Raw genomic sequence first — 16,817 nt, 5'->3', positions numbered from 1 at the left:
AAATTAAAATTACCTTATTCTCTTCAACCTGCGGAGGCAGGTTTTGTTCGTATAGGCGCGAATTCTATTCGCCGTCTATCTGCATCTACAAACCTATTTAAAATCTAAAACCGGGAAAGGTTTCGCCGCTTCTATCTGCGCCGCTAATGCAATTAAAGTTGCTTCCGCCGCCGGCCGCCCGATAATTTGAATTCCCACCGGCAAACCGTTATCATCTAAGATGGCCGGAAGTGCGATCGCAGGTAAACCACTCGCATTAAATGGCGGACAAGGAGCAACCCAATTAATAATCCGCTGCAAAGTTTCCTCACAACTCAAATGGGCCCACTCCCCGATGCCAATTGGCGAGTGCATATAAGTCGGCAAAACTAACACATCAAAATTCTCAAAGAATCCCACAATCCGCCGTGAAATCACCTGCATTTGATTCACCGCCCGCAAATATTCCCCAGCCGCAACAGTCTTTTCCAACAACCAGCGATTCATCGGTTCCAAAACCTTGCCTGGAATGCCGCTTGCTGCCGCCCCAGACTGCCAAATTACTGTAAACGGTTCGATTAAACCTGTAAAATCCGGGCATCCCGGTTCGACATCGTGACCCAAATCTGTCAGTAATTTTACGGTTTCGAGTACGGCTTGCTGACACACAGGCGCTGCCTCACCCACGGGAGCAATACTGGTAGAAAAAGCAATTCGCAGTTTGCCCAACTTTTCGCCGGAAGCCTCTAAAAACGTGGGATTTGGGTCTGGTAGCCAGTACGGATCGCCTGTGGTGTAGCCTGACATCACATCCAACAGGGCGGCGGCGTCAGCGACGGTGCGGGCGAGAGGGCCGTTGGCAGAAATTCCGCTCAGGTAATCTCCGACTGGTGCCCAGGAAACTCGTCCGCGCGAGGGTTTTATGCCCACTAAACCGCAGGCGGAAGCTGGGCCTCGGATCGAACCGCCGCCGTCTGAACCTTGGGCGATCGCGCATAAACCCGCCGCTACGGCCGCCGCTGAGCCGCCGCTGGAACCTCCGGGCGTGTAGTCTAAATTCCAGGGATTGCGCGCGGGCCGGAAACCTGGGGGTTCGCTGTAAGGCAATGAGCCTATTTGAGAGGTTGCTGTTTTGCCCAGAATGTTAAATCCGGCTGCTTCGATCCGCCAGACTACTGACTCGTTGTAGGGAGATATGTTACTGTGCAAAGCCTGAACTCCGTAAGTACACGGAATGCCGGTAACTGGTGTCAAGTCTTTAATCGCGATCGGCACTCCGAAAAACGGCGGCAATTCCTCTGACTTGTTTAAGCCTGCTAGGTGTTCGGTTTGCGCTGTCGCCAGCTCGATCGCCCGATCGGCAGTTACTGTAAAATAACTACCAAGTTGATGGTTTAATCGATCGATCCGTTCCAAGTACACATTGGCAATTTCTAGGGGCGAAATTTCCCGAGCGCGGATCGACTTCGCCAAATCCAGGGCTGAACTAAAAGCCCGATCGACAGAATTCATAGGTGTAAGTCCTGAATGGTTCGGCAAAGTATATATTTATACTGTTTTTTGAGAAAAAGTCTTTCCCTTTAAAAAAATATTCAAAAATGTCGAAAATCCATATTCGATTGTAGAGCCAGAGCGATCGCCCGCGTGCAAACAGCAGAATATTTCCTTGCTGCGACCCCCTCTTGAGATAAACTGATCTGAACAGTTAAGCTTTTGTGCAAGAAACGCATGATGGCGATCGGTTTGCCTCTAATAATTGATTCATTGGAAAAAGCTGGACAACAAGCACATATAGTGCGAAAGTCTTCCTATGGCTAAATATGTGAAACCCAATGAAGCAGCTAACACTCTGGGAGTTTGCCTGCGAACCCTCAGACGATGGGAAGCAAACGGCAATATCGCCACCGTCAAAACGCCGTCAGGTCAAAGACGGTACGACATCGAAAAGTTCATCAAAAAGGAATCAGAACCAGACGGAGGACGCGCCACTGTTGTCTATGCTCGCGTCTCTACCAGACCACAAAAGGCAGACCTCGATCGACAAGTTGAACGACTATCAACGCTCTACCCAGGCGCTGAGGTCGTTAAGGAAGTGGGAGGAGGACTCAATCTTAGGAGGACAGGACTCATCAATATTTTGGGACGAGTTCTGCGAGGTGATATCGCAATTATTGTGGTTGCCCACAAAGACCGACTTGCAAGATTCGGATTTGACATTATCGAATGGCTCTGTGAGCAATTTGACTGCAAAATCGTGGTTCTCAACCAAATCAGTCTCTCTCCACACGCCGAACTTGTTCAAGATATCGTCGCAATCCTCCACAGCTTTTCAAGCCGACTTTACTCCATTAGAAGACTTGAAAACCAAATCAAGCAGGAGTTACAAGTCGAATCCGAGGCACAAGAAGGAGAAAAAGTCGCCCAACAAAACACTTAAGATTCGGGTTTATCCTGAGTTAGTTCTGCACCAAAAATGGAAGTCTTGGCTATCAGCATCGCGTTACTGTTACAACAAAGCTATTGCAACCTTGAAAGCAGGCGAAAAAATAACCAGTGCTTATTCTTTGAGGGACTATGTGTTAGGGTTAGACCTACCTACTTGGGTCAAGTCTACACCATCTCACCCAAAAGAAAACGCTATTTTTGACGCTTGGGATGCTTGGAAACAAGCCAAGTCCGTAAAAGGAGAAGCAAGTTTTAGGAGCTGTCGTCAACCCTCGCAATCAATCAAATTCCACAAAGTTAATTTCAACGGCGAGACTTGGTTCCCATCGTTGGTTAAAGGACTTAATTTCAGGGCTACAGAACCAATTCAAAAAACCGAGTTTGCAACCCAACTTGTTAGAGACAAAAAGCGATGGTTCGCTTGTATCCCAATAAGAGAGGAGGCAAGAACGAAGGAACTAGACAAGGTAATTGCACTTGATCCTGGTGTGAGAACCTTTTTAACTGGCTACGACGGCGATTCATTTCAAGAGTTTGGCAAGGCAGACATTGGACGCATTCAAAGATTGTGTTCTCACCTTGACAAACTAATGGGATGTGCGTCAAAAGCTGGCAGAAGGCAGAAACGCCGGATGTTAGAGGCGGCAAGCAAGCTGAGAATCAGGATTCGCGACTTGGTTGACGAGTGCCACAAGCAGGTAGCTAATTACCTGACAAGTCAATACAAAGTTATCTTGCTGCCTACATTTGAAATATCGCAAATGGTTGTCAAATCCAAGCGCAAGTTACGCACCAAGACTGCTAGACAGATGCTCACTTGGGGGCATTATCGTTTTGAATGCCACCTCAAGCAATCAGCTAAAAAACGGGGTGTTGTTGTTATTGACGTTAACGAATCCTACACTAGCAAAACTTGCACCAAATGCGGACACAAGCATTCAAAGCTTGGTGGTTCAAAAACATTTAAATGCCTCAACTGCGGTCACGAACATGACCGAGATTGGGGCGGCGCTCGAAACATTATGATTCGAGCTTTGAGGGACGGCTACGAGAGCTCTCTCTATTAATAGTCAGAGTATTGCTCTCGCATATGCCCTGTTTGTTCAGGGTTGTACAGCGTAACACCGTCAGGCATTGTCCAACTTCCACAAATCATCAGAAATTGTGGGTGCAACCCCCGTTCCTTCGGCAAGCTCAGGGCAAGCCTTACAGGACGGCTTTATATGTGGGAAGTGTGTTAAAATAGACACACACACGTTGACCTCTAAAGTAAGGTGAAACTCCTAGCAATTGGACGTTGTAGTTAAAAGACGTTTAACCGAAATGGTTAAACTGGTATCCAATGATACCCTACCTCTAGCCTTTGCAAGTAAAGACTCTGGGGCGAGTGAATCACTCACAACAAATCAAAGTAGCCTCAATGCTAGAAATAGCGGAGAGAATAGTGGGAATTGGCACCCCCTGTCGCGCTGCGGTAGAGTTCGACTAAGCGGCTCTACGAGTAGCGGTTCGAGCAATGTCCAACGGTGGATATCTCCTTCTAAAGAATCTCAGTGCGTTTACGCGCCTTGAGTGTCAACTGTTCGAGTCAGCCTTCTCACCAAATTCAAAGTAGCGCATATGACACAACAGCATCCGCCAGCTCCTCGTCCGCCCGTACCCGGAGCTCCCCCACCGCCCGGGCTGCCCCGCCCTCCAGCTCCAGGCATTCCCAGAGCAGCAGGAATGCCACCAGCACCGCCACCAGCACCAGCACCCCCACCACCCGCCGCCACACAGCCACCGGCACCCGCGCCCCAATCCTTCGCCACACCTAAAAATTCCAGCAACAGCAAAATTCCGACTTTGAAAGAGTTGGTAATGCGAGCCAAAGAAGAAGGAGTATCCGATCTTCACCTCGGAGTCAACGAATTCCCGCGCTTCCGAAACCGGGGCGAGATAGCCGACATCGGCTATCCACCGTCGGATTTAGATACGTTTTTTGGCTGGCTGCGCGAGTGCATGAGCGATGAAGAAATTGAAATTTTCCAAAAAACCCTAGACTTTGACGGCGCTTTCGATTTCGGCTTCGTCCGCATTCGGATCAGTTGCATGGACTCCTTGGCCGGCCCGGCGATGGTGCTGCGGCTAATTCCTGCCAAAATATTGACAATGGAGGAATTGAACCTGCCGCAAGTCTTTAAGAAAATATGTGGCTACCACAAAGGGCTGATTTTGGTGACGGGCCCCACAGGTTCTGGCAAATCGACCACCTTGGCCGCCATGATCGACTACATCAACAAAAATAAAGCCTACAACATCATCACGATCGAAGACCCGGTAGAATTCGTACACGAAAGCAAAAAATCCTTGATCAAGCACCGGGAAGTGGGCAGACACACCCTCAAGTTTATGAGCGCTCTCAAAGGCGCTCTGCGGCAAGACCCGGATATGCTGCTAGTAGGAGAAATTCGGGACAGAGAAACGGTGGAAATCGCCCTCAAAGCCTCTCAGACAGGTCACTTAGTTGCAGGAACCCTGCACACCAACAGTGCAGTTAAAACCCTGAACCGGATTCTGGATATGTTCGGGGCGGAAGAACAGGAGGCCATACGGGTTTCAATTTCCGAATCCCTAGTGGCGATTATTGCTCAACTGCTGTGCAAAACCACAGACGGCAAGCGGGCTGCTTTCCACGACGTTATGATCAATACCGACGTGGTTAAGGAATACATTCTGAAGGGGCAGAATGAGGAAATCAATCAAATCATGATCAAAGATACTTATGAAGGCATGACGACGATGAATAAGTCGCTCTACGGCCTTTATCAAGAAGGTAGAATTACTGAAGAACTGGCTGTAGAAAACTCACCGTTCCCGAACGAAATGGCCCAGATGCTCCGAGGTCGAGTCTAAAGGTCGAGTGTTAAGTGTTAACAGTTAACTGTTATTAATTAATAGTTAACTGTTATTACAAAAGATTGCAAAAATCGCTCTCAAGTCTTGAAATGATCTGCGTTGATCTGCGTTGCATCTGCGGTTTATCTATCAATCAAAGATTTATGCAATGCAAGTCTATTGGTACTTCAATGAAAGTCGATCGCCCGATTTTGCCAGAATTTTTCAAAGGCATTGCACTGTTTACACCAGGGGGAGACTTAATCTATTCTATAGACTCCCGCAAGCAAACTCAGTGGCACTTGCAGTTGTGCGTAGCCCTACAGCAGATACTCGGTTTGTCGGAACCGCCCCATTTTCTGATACCTTGCTACACGGCAACCGTTGACTGCTGGCGCGATCGCACCGATCGACAGTTGCGGGTGGCAGCCGAGGCATACCCCCCGGTGCTGCGACATCAAACGCTGCTAAATGCCATTTTTGGCACGGGCGACTTGGTTTGGGAAGCCCGCAGCGACGAAATCTGCGAACCAATGGCGATCGCCACTTATCACGAACAATTCCCCGAACTTTGGGAAAATCACGACTTAGTTGTACGATATCCGATCGACGTTGGGCGATCGGACTCTCACAATTCTGCGATCGCGCCTCCCTCCCACTTTCGGCAATCTCCGCTGTTCCCGCGAACCAAACCAACAGGACTCACCCCACCGCCACCAACCCAAGGGTACGTTTTGCGGCTGTTTGTTTCCGGGAGCAACCCCAGCACCGAACGCACCCTCAAAACTTTATACCAATTCCTAGGGCAATGTCTCGATCGCCCCTACACTTTGAAAGTAATCGATGTGTTAAAACATCCCGAACAAGCAGAAGCAGATCAGATTTCAGCAACTCCCACTTTAATTAAAATCTGGCCGAAACCCGTGCGGCGAATAGTCGGCGAATTGAACGATGCCCAAAAAATAGTCAGATTGTTGAGCAATTCAGAATTTTAGATTTGTGCGATTATTGAATACTGGCGATCGCCGGTTGACTCACCATCGAATTAACAAGATCCAGCAACTGCTGTTGAGACACTGCACTCGCCGATACCGCTACGGCATATCTGAGTCCTTCCTGTTCCCAAGAAATAGTTCTGCCACCACCTTTTGCTAAATAGTAGCCACGAATTCCACCACTCAAATTAACTGGCGAAATATCCTTATCTTGCCCAGGCCAATTTTTAGAATTAGCGGGTGAAACCACAGCGAATACTCCGACAGTGCAAGACGAAGCATTAGCAGATTTAGCGCAGTCTGGCTTAATTCCGATATTAACTTTAAATACTTTACCATCGGACTCAATGAAAGGATAAAGCTGTATCGGAGTAGCGGGGATAGAGGCAGGCAGTCGCATTTTCAAGCCTTTCGGCAATTGGCGGCGAATGTCGTCAATCAGCGGCCAAAAAACAGAGGCTGGTTGGGCGATCGCAGATTCCACTGCCAACAAACCGCTTCCTAAAACTGTCAGACCAACTAAACCAGTGAACAGAGCTTTCAACTTCATCGATAGATTCCCTGAAAATAACCATTTAATAATACAGCCACAAACTCTCGACTCCGCCTCACCCAATCGGATGAGTTATTATCCCCCAATGGTATGACTATCACTTTTCTCAGTAACATGAGGTACATTCGATCGTGGGTAATTGGTAATTAGTCATTAGCCATCGATCGCCTGTGCTTTACTTAAAAATATCTATAATAGTAAGAGCAAATAAATCAGAAAATCATGTCAAATTATATTCACAATTTAATCAACAATAATTTCCATCATCCAGATTTCGGGAAATTACTTTATCATCGCGACATTCACAACCCCAATATCTTGCATTACTCAGTACAACTCAACGATTGGGAATCTATCGCATGGGAACCAATTCATAGCAATCGCCAAAAAGATACGGCAAGATTAGCAATTTGGCAAATTGATTGGGATAGATTTCAAACTGCCAAATGGATATTATATCGCAATACGGTTGACTTAGGAAGAATCTGACTTGCAAAAAATGTTTGTATTGCCAGGAAAATCGTCAGATTAAATTCCTAAAAAGCGTTAAGTAAACGGTATTGTATTATATCGGAAAAAGGAACTCATCAACCAAGCATTGCATATTTCTGTAGCAGAGTTTCACGAACGCTGGCAATATGAACTCTATCGATTCAATTGCGAACATTGGGCAAGACTTTTCAGTTGACAGTTGAGGGCGACCTCTACCTGGAAGGAAGAGGATTGGAGTAATGAATCGTCTTTTTAAAATTTCTCCTGAGCGGGCTTGGGGCTTTTAACCAATTCTTTCTGATAACAACAGGGGATGCGAGAAGCCCATCCCTCTCCTAACTAAATTTAGCTTTTTAAGAATTACAGGCGTTGAGTATTAACTGTTTAAAACCTCGCTGTCAACTGCTTTCCTGCCAACTGCTAACTCTCAATTGTTTAAGCAGTATACTCCAATTAATCAGAAAGATATTTGGTTAAGCGATCGGCAATTTGGCTGCTACCGCCCGATCGCCCCATTCTTTCTAAGCCATTTTTTACGCAAGTCTCTAAATATTTTTTGTCTTGCAAAGTGCGATCGACTGAAGCGGCAGCTTCTTTGATAATCTCAGGATTTGCTGGTTCTTTGCCAATAACTTGCACTGAATCACCTAACAGCCGATTTTGAGCCTCGGCAAACCGATAGGTAAATGACGGGCCGTTACCGGGGATGGTAATTACTGGTTTTCCTAAGCCTACGGCTTGTTCGATCGCAGTTCCGGTCATCCCAATTACTAAATTAGACTGCTGCAAAATGTCGGCGAAAGCATCTGAGTAGCAAATTACTTCAACTGTTGCTGCTTTTTCGCTACCATGCTGTTTGATTTCTTGACAAACTAACTTTCCTTCTCGGTGCAGCCATCCGGAGCGCGCTGCAATATTATCTAATTCCAGCATTAAACTTGGAACTAAGGCTGCTCGAAACTGCACTGGTAAGGTAGAGTTGGCGGCAATTTCTTTGACCAATTTTAGCAGCAAAACTAGGTTGTCGTTGGCTTCGGGGAGCCGCGAACCGGGCAGAAGGGCGATCGTCCGAACTCCGGGCTTTAACTGCAAATCTTTGCCTATAGCATTGAGGTTGTCCATGACAGGATTGCCGACAAATATGGCTTTCTCGAAACCCTGTTGGTTTAAGTCCGCAGCAGTCAAAGCATCCCTAGTGAAAATAGCCAGACATTGCTCGGACGAAAGCAAATAATTCAAGAGGAAACCCAAATCGGCTAGCCCTTCATAATAAGTAGAATGAGCCGACAGAAAAATTATATACGGGCGGCCTGTGGCATGGGCGAACCCCGCCGCGACAATATCCCCAGTCGTTACCACCAAATCGCATTGCTGCGAATGCGCCGAAGCAGCTTTCACTTGCTGCAAAGTCAAACGAATTAGCCCCGCCCTCAAATCTTTGAGGAAAAATAGGGGATTCATGTAAAAAACTCCCCCAGATGGCATGGGACTGGTGGGCCCGATAATTGGTACTGTCGATCGACTGTAAGCAGCCCCGTCACCGACAATGGGCATCGCTGAAACCTGAATATCTGGCGCAGATGCTCTCAAAGCATTGACAATTTGACAGTTAATCGCATCTTCCCCGTGGCCGTTGCTGAGGAAAAGTATCTCCTTGGATTTCATAAAATCAGAATTTAGTGACGAGATTATTTTAAACACAGCCGCGCGATCGTTACCCACAGGTCGGCGAACTTTTTGTTAGTCTAATTTAAATACATTGTGGAAGTGAAACAGCGTGAATATTGAAATTGGGCGGGGCAAAAGCGCTCGCAGAGCTTACGGCATAGATGAAATCGCGCTCGTACCGGGACAGCGTACCCTCGATCCGAGTTTGGCAGATACTAAGTGGCAGATTGGCGGGATCGATCGAGAAATCCCGATCATCGCCAGCGCCATGGACGGAGTAGTCGATGTCCGCATGGCTATTTTGCTGTCGGAATTGGGAGCAATGGGCGTGCTCAACCTAGAAGGAATTCAAACCCGCTATGCCGACCCCCAACCCATTTTAGAGCGCATCGCTTCTGTTGGGAACCACGAATTTGTGTCCCTGATGCAGCAACTCTATGCCGAACCCATCAAGCCAGAATTAATCGAGCTCAGAATTAAAGAAATTAAAGCTGGAGGAGGGATTGCCGCCGTCAGCGGTACACCGGCCGCTGCGAGCAAATACGGCTTAACAGTTGCCGCAGCGGGAGCCGATATATTTTTTGTGCAGGCTACTGTAGTCTCGACTGCTTTTCTTTCCCCAGAGTCGATCGCATCTTTGGACTTGACCCAATTCTGTCAAGAGATGCCAATACCCGTAATTTTGGGCAACTGCGTCACCTACGAAGTCGCCCTGAATTTAATGAAAACTGGTGCCGCAGGCATTCTCGTGGGCATAGGGCCGGGGGCTGCTTGCACATCTAGGGGGGTATTGGGTGTCGGCGTTCCCCAAGCAACTGCGGTAGCAGACTGCGCCGCCGCCCGGGACGACTACTATCGCGAAACTGGCAAATACGTGTCGGTGATTGCTGACGGCGGTTTAATTACCGGGGGCGATATCTGCAAGTGCATTGCCTGCGGCGCCGATGGAGTAATGATTGGTTCGCCCTTTGCTAGGGCCGCCGAAGCTCCGGGCCGGGGCTTTCACTGGGGGATGGCGACTCCCAGCCCGGTTTTGCCGCGAGGCACTCGGATTCGCGTGGGGACTACTGGGACTGTGGAGCAAATTTTGCGGGGCCCAGCCCTGCTCGATGACGGTACGCACAACTTGCTCGGAGCTCTGAAAACTAGCATGGGCACTCTGGGCGCTAAGGATATTAAGGAGATGCAGCAAGTGGAAGTGGTGATTGCTCCTTCTCTGCTGACTGAGGGTAAAGTTTATCAAAAAGCTCAGCAGTTGGGCATGGGCAAGTAGATTTACCGATCGAATACCAGGATACCTTGACAAAATTTGTGCGATCGTCTCGAAATTTACAGAATGTTGTGGAATTATCGAGAAGGAGGTGTCACAATATAAGAAGCGGAGACGCATGTTTCCGTTCACTCCTCACACCACACTCCGCCCGGACTACTGTTCGGGCGGTTCCTTTTTGACCCCAAGCGCTCCCCTTTACTGACTGGTACGGGGTTAAGGCTGTTCGATCCGGAGAGTGGGGGAGGGAGAGAGGGGGAGAGGGGGAGAGGGGGAGAGGGGGAGGGGGAGTTACAGAGAATTTTTTGCGGCCGAATGCCTTTTTATAACTTCCATTTCTCGAATTCCTTCTGAAGCCTTCTCTTAAAGTCGTCGCTCCCTACCCAAAAACGGATACCAGCCCCGGGCGCCAGGAGTGGAGAACTCAAAATATTCGATCGAAGTTCACGCTCCCAGATTCAATGCTGCAAGTAAATCTAAAATCTAAAATCTAAAATCGTAAAATCGACTGACGCAAGTGGTGACACTTTTTGCTAAACTTGTTATCCGAGAAATAGTATTTACAAGGATGGCTAGGGATGTCAGCAGCCGCGCAAGTAACCGACTCTACCTTTAAGCAGGAAGTGCTCGATAGCGAAGTTCCAGTTCTAGTGGATTTTTGGGCTCCCTGGTGCGGGCCCTGTCGGATGGTGGCGCCCGTCGTAGACGAAATTGCCCAGCAATATGAAGGGCAGGTGAAGGTAGTAAAAGTTAATACCGACGAGAATCCTAATGTGGCAAGCCAATACGGTATCCGCAGCATTCCGACGCTGATGATATTTAAGGGCGGTCAGCGGGTTGATATGGTGGTTGGGGCAGTTCCGAAAACTACTCTGGCCAACACTCTGGAAAAGTACATTTAACCAAACTGCCAGAGGTTTCGGGCTGTTTTTTTGGGCCGCGAAAGCTAACTATCTTCAAAACCGGGGTAAAGCTACTGGAAAAGTTATTAGTTGCTAGCAGCGCTATTTGCTGGTGGCTATTAGCTTCTAAATTTGGCTTGCCCCTTAATTTTTTCTACCAACAAATTGTTACCGTTTCGGAAAAATTCATGATTCCTTCTGGTCAAGGTTTTGAGTCCCTCCAAGCTGATGCGATCGACTTAATCGATCGCCTGCCAATGTTAAAGCACTCTGAGTGGATCGAACGATCGCTCTCGACGATCGTGCAAATGGCTGGAGAGGAACTCGATCGCCTCGATTGGAAGATTATGGCGGCGTCCCTGCGAGATATGGAGAGAGCTTTTTCCATGTTTTATCCTTACCGCCACGTTCGCAAAATTGTGATTTTTGGTTCGGCGAGGGTGTCGCCGACATCGGCGGAATATTTGCTAGCCAGAGAGTTTGCACGGGCGATCGCCCAGCAGGGATTTATGGTGATTACTGGTGGCGGTGGGGGGATTATGCAGGCAGGGAATGAGGGGGCGACTGCGGAACGTTCTTTTGGGCTGAACATTCAGTTACCTTTCGAGCAGAGTTCTAATCCTGTCATTGCGGGCGACTCCAAGTTGCTCAATTTTAAATATTTTTTCACCCGCAAGTTATTCTTTCTCCGGGAAAGCGATGCTTTGGCTTTGTTTCCCGGCGGTTTCGGCACTCTGGATGAGGCTTTTGAGTGTCTGACTTTGACTCAAACTGGCAAGTTTGGGCCGGCCCCTTTGGTTTTGCTCGATCGACCCGGAGGCGATTATTGGCACGATTGGAATTATTTTGTACAAAAACAATTGCGGGGTCGGGGTTTGATTTCAGCGGACGATCGCAGCCTGTACACGATTACAGACGATATAAATGTCGCTTGTGAGGCGATCGCGAGTTTTTATCTGGTTTATCATTCCTGCCGTTACGTGGACGGAAAACTGGTAATTCGCTTGAAGTCTCAACTTTCTGACGAGAATGTCGATCGGCTAAATACTAATTTTAGCGATATTTTGGTAGACGGTAAAATTGAAAAAAGTCAAGCTCTGCCCGCCGAAGCCACAGATGAAACCTTCGCTTTACCGCGCCTAGTTTTGCATTTCAACCAGCGGGATGCGGGGCGGCTTTATCAGCTAATTGCTGCTATTAATCAAATGGGAGCGACATCGCCGGCGGCGGCGCATCCAGAACAAAAGTAGTTATAACAGTTGACAGTTGACAGTTGACAGTTATGGTACCCGAATCAAACCGTCGATCGATCGCGGGTGCATCTGATTTTTGCAAATATATTCGTAGGGGCGAAGCATTTCGGCAGTCAATCTCTGGTTCTGGTTCATAAATTATGTGCCGAAATGCTTCGCCCTTGCCAAATTAAGATGCACCCTCGATCGCGGGGTAGCTTGCGTCAGTCAGATGGGGTAGAAGTCCTAAGAAAGTAAAAAATTAAGGGCAAAAGGTATGGCTTACAGCGATTTTAGTTTGGCAAGTGTCAAAAAATCTTTAAATTTAACGATTTCGCCCAGACAAGATTTGTTTTCGGCCGTACCTGATTTACAATGCAGCAATTATTTAACAGAAACTTTAGCTTATAATGTTCCTTTTGCTCTGGCGAGCAATACGGAAAAATCGCGCTCAGAAATGATTATTGCGCCGATTTTGCTGGAACTTACCTCGAACAGCAAGAAGGCTCACACTGTACCTGTACGTTTGTCAGTGTCGAGATGAATTGCGCGTGAGTTGAGGAGTGTAGTCTGACCACATTTGAGCGCAGCGAAAACCGGGAAGACTACGACGACGAAACGAGCAAAATATTCTGTTTTTGGTGAAACAATCATCAAAAATGTGTTACTATGAATATGTAAACACGGTAAGGTCGATACCATGTATAGAGCAGTTAAGATGAGAATTTATCCTACAGGCAAGCAAGAATCATATCTAGCTCAATGTTTTGGCAATACTAGATGGTTGTGGAATCATATGCTTAATGCAACAACCACCGCGTACAAAGAAACAGGCAAGGGGCTTTCTAAAGCAGCTATGGATAAGTTGCTTCCGGGACTAAAAAAAGAATTTGAATGGTTGGGACTAGCTTATAGCCAAGTTTTACAACGAGTAACATTCAATCTTTCAAGTGCGTTTGTCAATTTCTTTGAGGGTCGTGCTAAATTCCCTAACTTTAAATCTAAACATGGTAAGCAATCAATTCAATATCCCCAAAATATCCAACTGATGCCAGAGGATTCTGTTATTAAGTTTCCCGGTAATCTGGGGTTAATGAAAACTGTGTTTCACAAACAACTACCTGATGCTAAATTCACGACTGTAACAATATCGAGAAATGCAGACGGCAGGTACTACGCATCTATTCTTTTTAACCAAAATGACAATCCGGTAGTTGCAATTAGGGAAGCTATCGGCGTTGACTTAGGATTGAAGCACTTTGCTATAACTTCCGAAGGCTCAAAATATGACCTACCTAAAAAGCAATTAGCCAAACTAGAAAATAATAAAAAATGCAAACAGAAAAAATTAGCTAAAAAGACAGATAAAACTTCTAATAAACGTCGTAAAGCTAGACGAATATTAGCCAAAGTTTCTAGCAAAATAGCTAGAATTCGTGAAGACTTTCTACACAAGCTATCTCGCAAAATAGCCTACGAAAACCAAGTTATTTGTGTAGAAGATTTGGCAGTTAAGAACATGGTAAAAAATCCCAACTTGGCAAAATCGATATCAGACCAAGGATGGGGGATGTTTCAAACCATGCTCAAGTACAAAGCTGAGAAATTTGGTCATACCTACCAAGAAATAGGACGTTTTTTCCCATCTTCTCAACTTTGTAGCGAGACTCTACTACCAATCCCGATGCTACAGAAAGGCTATGATTCATTGGGCGTAAGGTTTGTAGATTGTCCTCACTGCCAGAAACAGCATGATAGAGATATTAATGCTGCAATCAATATTAAAAATGAAGGTTTGCGACTTTTGGAGTTAGGAACTAGCTCTTCTGCCCTTGGAGGGGATGTAAGACCAAAGTTATCAGGACGTAAAAAAGCCATGAAGACCGAGGCAATCCCCAATGAATTGGGAAGCCTACACCCTATCTGTGCTCAGATGGGTGTTGGGTAGTTCACCAGACTGTTTCCCGATCGCATTAGTTTGTTTTCGGGTGTCGATTTTACGGTTGATAGCGACTTGGGATTAAACGGGAGTTGCGATTTTCTGATTAGCCGATCGGTAGAACTTTTGATTCTAAGCGCACCTGCGATTTTAATCGTTGAGGCAAAAAAGGAAAATATTAATGCTGGGTTGGGTCAGTGCGTGGCCGAAATGTATGCAGCGCAACTGTTTAATGAGCGCGAGGGAAATCAGGTATCAAAGATTTATGGAGTGGTGACAACGGGAGAAATTTGGAAGTTTTTGATACTGGAAGGGCAATCAGTTAAAATAGATTTATTAGAGTATTTTTTGAATGAAGTTGATAAAATTTTGGGGATTTTGGCGATCGGCATTCAAAACAGTTGAGAGTTGACCACAATCAAAAGGGTTTGTAGTGAGGACTTTAGTCCTTAGGAATCAAGGACTAAAGTCCTCACTACAAACCAGATCGCGGGTAATTGACCAGACATGACATAAGCAGTAAAAACCAATCTAAAATGTAAAATCTAAAATCTAAAATCCCCTGACTCAAAATGCTAGACATCCTGCTCATTGCAACTTTAGGATTTCTCGGCAGTTTCGGACACTGCGCCGGAATGTGCGGCCCGCTGACAGTGGCTTTTTCCCTGTCAAGTACCGACAAAGATAAATTAGCTTCCTTCCGCTTTCACCTGCTATTAAATGTGGGAAGAATTGTGGCTTATGCTTTAGTTGGCGCTGCAATTGGCGGAGTGGGTTCGGTATTGATTGCAGGCGGGCAAATGGCAGGTATCGGTAGCGGGTGGCGGCGGGCGATCGCCATTATCACCGGTACAATGCTAATTTGGTTTGGATTGGTACAAATTAAACCAGATTTGCTGCCGCGTTTGCCATTGCTGCATCCAGTGAAGCACGATCGCATCAGCAGTGCAATGACCAAGATTTCAACTCAAAACAACTGGTGGATACCATTGGCTTTGGGTTTGCTTTGGGGTTTAATTCCCTGCGGTTTCCTGTATGCAGCGCAAATCAAAGCAGCGGAAACCGGAAACCCAATTTTGGGTGCGGCAACGATGTTTGCTTTTGGAGCGGGTACCTTGCCAACTATGCTGGGAGTGGGATTTTTTGCTGGCAGATTCAGCGCCCACAAACGCAGTAAACTGTTTCGCGCAGGTGGTTGGGTGACACTGGCGATCGGCATCATTACTCTGTTGCGAACCGATGAAATGGTCGATCTGACAGGCCACGCAGCCCTAATATGCTTGATGCTAGCACTGATTGCGCGTCCGCTCAGCAAGTTTTTGCCGCCACTGTTGCGCTACCGTCGGGCTTTGGGTGTCGGAGGGTTTGCGATCGCCCTTGCCCACACGTTTCATATGCTAGATCATACGCTGCAATGGAATTTTGACGCTGTATCTTTTATGCTGCCGCAGCATCAATTAGGGATGGCATTGGGAATGCTGGGACTGCTGTTGATGATACCCGCAGCGGTGACAAGTTGCGATCGGCTTCAAAATTATTTAGGGAAGCGGTGGCGGCAAATTCATTTGCTAACAGTACCCGCTTTTTTGCTGTGCGCCCTTCACGCAGCCCTCATCGGCTCCCACTATCTCGGCGGTTTTGAATGGAAGTTGTACGATCGACTGGTGACAGCCGTCTTAGCCGCGGTTGCGGTGTTAGTTTTGTTAGTGCGATCGCGCTTATTTTGGTCAATTTTATCACTGGATAATTTCTATGTTGCACCTGTCAAAGAAAAGTAAAAGTTTAGGATTGTTAGTCTTCTTGGGATTGCTAGTACAAGCCGGAATATTTCCCATACCGCAGCTAAACACAACTGCGATCGCCCACGAAGTCGAAATCTCGGGAGATGTCGCCGCTACCTTTCACCTCGAACCAAACCACAATCCCCGCGCCGGAGAAACTGCAAAAGTGTGGTTTGCACTGACTCGCAGGGGCGGTCAAATTATCCCCTTAGAGCAGTGCAACTGCCAGCTAGCGGTTTATCCAAAAAATCACAAACAGGGGGATAAACCGCTGATTGAACCGCCTTTAAAAGCCGTATCTGTCGAGCGCTACCAAGGCATTCCCGGAGCAGAAATTGTATTTCCCAAGGCAGGAATCTACGAGTTAAAACTCAGCGGAAAACCCAAAGCCGCAGCTAAATTTAAACCCTTTCAACTCAGTTATACAGTCACAGTTAGATAATATAATATTCCCCTCAACAAACATCAATATTGTAGGGGCGGGTTCACCGAAATAACCGCCAAAAACAAACAATCTCAAAAACCCGCCCACCCAACTCAGTCATACAGTCACCGTTCGCTAATATCCTATCCCCTAAAAACCATCAATATTGTAGATACTGTCTTGATCTGTCAAGGGGTAGCAAGTAAATAAGTTGGATCGAAAGGCTTTTGGGACTTTAAAATACCAAAAGCCAAATGCAC

At 46.9% G+C, this 16,817-nt stretch carries 17 protein-coding genes; 13 read left to right on the top strand and 4 right to left on the bottom strand.

Annotation, left to right across the window (positions count from 1 at the left end):
• Window positions 1–93 precede the first annotated feature (93 nt).
• Window positions 94–1,491 carry an amidase gene (locus JGK20_RS20755; protein WP_293231981.1) on the bottom strand — a complete coding sequence of 466 codons (1,398 nt, stop codon included), beginning with the start codon at window positions 1,489–1,491 and terminating at the stop codon, window positions 94–96.
• A 298-nt stretch (window positions 1,492–1,789) separates the two neighbouring features.
• Between JGK20_RS20755 and JGK20_RS20750 the strand changes: the two genes are divergently transcribed.
• Together JGK20_RS20750 and JGK20_RS20745 are read left to right on the top strand one after the other, a co-directional pair.
• Window positions 1,790–2,416, top strand: a complete 627-nt coding sequence (locus JGK20_RS20750; RefSeq protein WP_293231979.1) for an IS607 family transposase — start codon at window positions 1,790–1,792, stop codon at window positions 2,414–2,416.
• Window positions 2,337–3,491: a transposase gene (locus JGK20_RS20745; RefSeq protein WP_293231977.1), complete on the top strand. Its 1,155-nt coding sequence runs from the start codon at window positions 2,337–2,339 to the stop codon at window positions 3,489–3,491. Before JGK20_RS20750 ends, JGK20_RS20745 begins: the two co-directional genes overlap by 80 nt.
• A gap of 492 nt (window positions 3,492–3,983) precedes the next feature.
• On the opposite strand, the gene JGK20_RS20740 is transcribed toward JGK20_RS20745, so the two are convergent.
• A complete protein-coding gene (locus JGK20_RS20740; RefSeq protein ID WP_293181462.1) occupies window positions 3,984–4,295 on the bottom strand; it encodes a hypothetical protein in 312 nt (103 codons plus the stop codon).
• On the opposite strand from JGK20_RS20740, the gene JGK20_RS20735 reads away from it, so the two are divergent.
• Window positions 4,285–5,319: a type IV pilus twitching motility protein PilT gene (locus JGK20_RS20735; protein ID WP_293181465.1), complete on the top strand. Its 1,035-nt coding sequence runs from the start codon at window positions 4,285–4,287 to the stop codon at window positions 5,317–5,319. The genes JGK20_RS20740 and JGK20_RS20735 overlap by 11 nt on opposite strands.
• Window positions 5,320–5,492: 173 nt before the next feature.
• Window positions 5,493–6,296 (top strand): circadian clock KaiB family protein, encoded by an 804-nt coding sequence (locus tag JGK20_RS20730; protein ID WP_293231986.1) that lies wholly within the window; start codon window positions 5,493–5,495, stop codon window positions 6,294–6,296.
• A 10-nt stretch (window positions 6,297–6,306) separates the two neighbouring features.
• Here JGK20_RS20730 and JGK20_RS20725 read toward each other — a convergent pair whose 3' ends face one another.
• Window positions 6,307–6,846, bottom strand: coding sequence for a hypothetical protein (locus JGK20_RS20725; protein WP_293181471.1), 540 nt, complete (start codon window positions 6,844–6,846; stop codon window positions 6,307–6,309).
• Between the two features lie 225 nt (window positions 6,847–7,071).
• On the opposite strand from JGK20_RS20725, the gene JGK20_RS20720 reads away from it, so the two are divergent.
• The gene (locus JGK20_RS20720) at window positions 7,072–7,338 is read left to right on the top strand and encodes a hypothetical protein (protein WP_293181474.1); all 267 of its coding nucleotides are present in this window, start codon (window positions 7,072–7,074) and stop codon (window positions 7,336–7,338) included.
• Between the two features lie 456 nt (window positions 7,339–7,794).
• Here JGK20_RS20720 and JGK20_RS20715 read toward each other — a convergent pair whose 3' ends face one another.
• Window positions 7,795–9,006, bottom strand: coding sequence for a lipid-A-disaccharide synthase-related protein (locus tag JGK20_RS20715; protein WP_293192812.1), 1,212 nt, complete (start codon window positions 9,004–9,006; stop codon window positions 7,795–7,797).
• A gap of 112 nt (window positions 9,007–9,118) precedes the next feature.
• Between JGK20_RS20715 and JGK20_RS20710 the strand changes: the two genes are divergently transcribed.
• The 8 genes from JGK20_RS20710 (at window position 9,119) to JGK20_RS20675 (ending at window position 16,575) form a co-directional block, all read left to right on the top strand.
• Window positions 9,119–10,282: a GuaB3 family IMP dehydrogenase-related protein gene (locus JGK20_RS20710; protein ID WP_293192814.1), complete on the top strand. Its 1,164-nt coding sequence runs from the start codon at window positions 9,119–9,121 to the stop codon at window positions 10,280–10,282.
• A 575-nt stretch (window positions 10,283–10,857) separates the two neighbouring features.
• Window positions 10,858–11,181, top strand: coding sequence for a thioredoxin (trxA, locus tag JGK20_RS20705; protein WP_006631199.1), 324 nt, complete (start codon window positions 10,858–10,860; stop codon window positions 11,179–11,181).
• Window positions 11,182–11,369: 188 nt separating this feature from the next.
• Complete coding sequence (locus JGK20_RS20700) at window positions 11,370–12,431, top strand: LOG family protein (RefSeq protein WP_293181483.1); 1,062 nt, start codon at window positions 11,370–11,372, stop codon at window positions 12,429–12,431.
• A 259-nt stretch (window positions 12,432–12,690) separates the two neighbouring features.
• Window positions 12,691–12,957 (top strand): hypothetical protein, encoded by a 267-nt coding sequence (locus tag JGK20_RS20695; RefSeq protein ID WP_293213954.1) that lies wholly within the window; start codon window positions 12,691–12,693, stop codon window positions 12,955–12,957.
• 156 nt (window positions 12,958–13,113) lie between these two features.
• Window positions 13,114–14,361 (top strand): transposase, encoded by a 1,248-nt coding sequence (locus tag JGK20_RS20690; RefSeq protein ID WP_293213956.1) that lies wholly within the window; start codon window positions 13,114–13,116, stop codon window positions 14,359–14,361.
• 30 nt (window positions 14,362–14,391) lie between these two features.
• Window positions 14,392–14,757 carry a hypothetical protein gene (locus JGK20_RS20685; RefSeq protein ID WP_325315190.1) on the top strand — a complete coding sequence of 122 codons (366 nt, stop codon included), beginning with the start codon at window positions 14,392–14,394 and terminating at the stop codon, window positions 14,755–14,757.
• 167 nt (window positions 14,758–14,924) lie between these two features.
• The gene (locus JGK20_RS20680) at window positions 14,925–16,130 is read left to right on the top strand and encodes a sulfite exporter TauE/SafE family protein (RefSeq protein WP_293192816.1); all 1,206 of its coding nucleotides are present in this window, start codon (window positions 14,925–14,927) and stop codon (window positions 16,128–16,130) included.
• A complete protein-coding gene (locus JGK20_RS20675; RefSeq protein ID WP_293181495.1) occupies window positions 16,105–16,575 on the top strand; it encodes a hypothetical protein in 471 nt (156 codons plus the stop codon). Before JGK20_RS20680 ends, JGK20_RS20675 begins: the two co-directional genes overlap by 26 nt.
• The last annotated feature ends 242 nt before the right edge of the window (window positions 16,576–16,817 follow it).

This window comes from Microcoleus sp. PH2017_05_CCC_O_A (genome assembly GCF_020738785.1).
Lineage (GTDB): Bacteria > Cyanobacteriota > Cyanobacteriia > Cyanobacteriales > Microcoleaceae > Microcoleus.
The sequence above is the reverse complement of the archived record's forward strand: the minus strand, read 5'-3'. Positions and strand labels throughout refer to the sequence as shown.

Excerpts from the sequence above, each read along its gene's own strand:
- JGK20_RS20755 (WP_293231981.1), bottom strand. The coding sequence starts at position 1,491 with ATGAATTCTGTCGATCGGGCTTTTAGTTCAGCCCTGGATTTGGCGAAG.
- JGK20_RS20750 (WP_293231979.1), top strand. The coding sequence starts at position 1,790 with ATGGCTAAATATGTGAAACCCAATGAAGCAGCTAACACTCTGGGAGTT.
- JGK20_RS20735 (WP_293181465.1), top strand. The coding sequence starts at position 4,285 with ATGCGAGCCAAAGAAGAAGGAGTATCCGATCTTCACCTCGGAGTCAAC.
- JGK20_RS20730 (WP_293231986.1), top strand. The coding sequence starts at position 5,493 with ATGAAAGTCGATCGCCCGATTTTGCCAGAATTTTTCAAAGGCATTGCA.
- JGK20_RS20725 (WP_293181471.1), bottom strand. The coding sequence starts at position 6,846 with ATGAAGTTGAAAGCTCTGTTCACTGGTTTAGTTGGTCTGACAGTTTTA.
- JGK20_RS20720 (WP_293181474.1), top strand. The coding sequence starts at position 7,072 with ATGTCAAATTATATTCACAATTTAATCAACAATAATTTCCATCATCCA.
- JGK20_RS20715 (WP_293192812.1), bottom strand. The coding sequence starts at position 9,006 with ATGAAATCCAAGGAGATACTTTTCCTCAGCAACGGCCACGGGGAAGAT.
- trxA (WP_006631199.1), top strand. The coding sequence starts at position 10,858 with ATGTCAGCAGCCGCGCAAGTAACCGACTCTACCTTTAAGCAGGAAGTG.
- JGK20_RS20700 (WP_293181483.1), top strand. The coding sequence starts at position 11,370 with ATGATTCCTTCTGGTCAAGGTTTTGAGTCCCTCCAAGCTGATGCGATC.
- JGK20_RS20695 (WP_293213954.1), top strand. The coding sequence starts at position 12,691 with ATGGCTTACAGCGATTTTAGTTTGGCAAGTGTCAAAAAATCTTTAAAT.
- JGK20_RS20690 (WP_293213956.1), top strand. The coding sequence starts at position 13,114 with ATGTATAGAGCAGTTAAGATGAGAATTTATCCTACAGGCAAGCAAGAA.
- JGK20_RS20680 (WP_293192816.1), top strand. The coding sequence starts at position 14,925 with ATGCTAGACATCCTGCTCATTGCAACTTTAGGATTTCTCGGCAGTTTC.
- JGK20_RS20675 (WP_293181495.1), top strand. The coding sequence starts at position 16,105 with ATGTTGCACCTGTCAAAGAAAAGTAAAAGTTTAGGATTGTTAGTCTTC.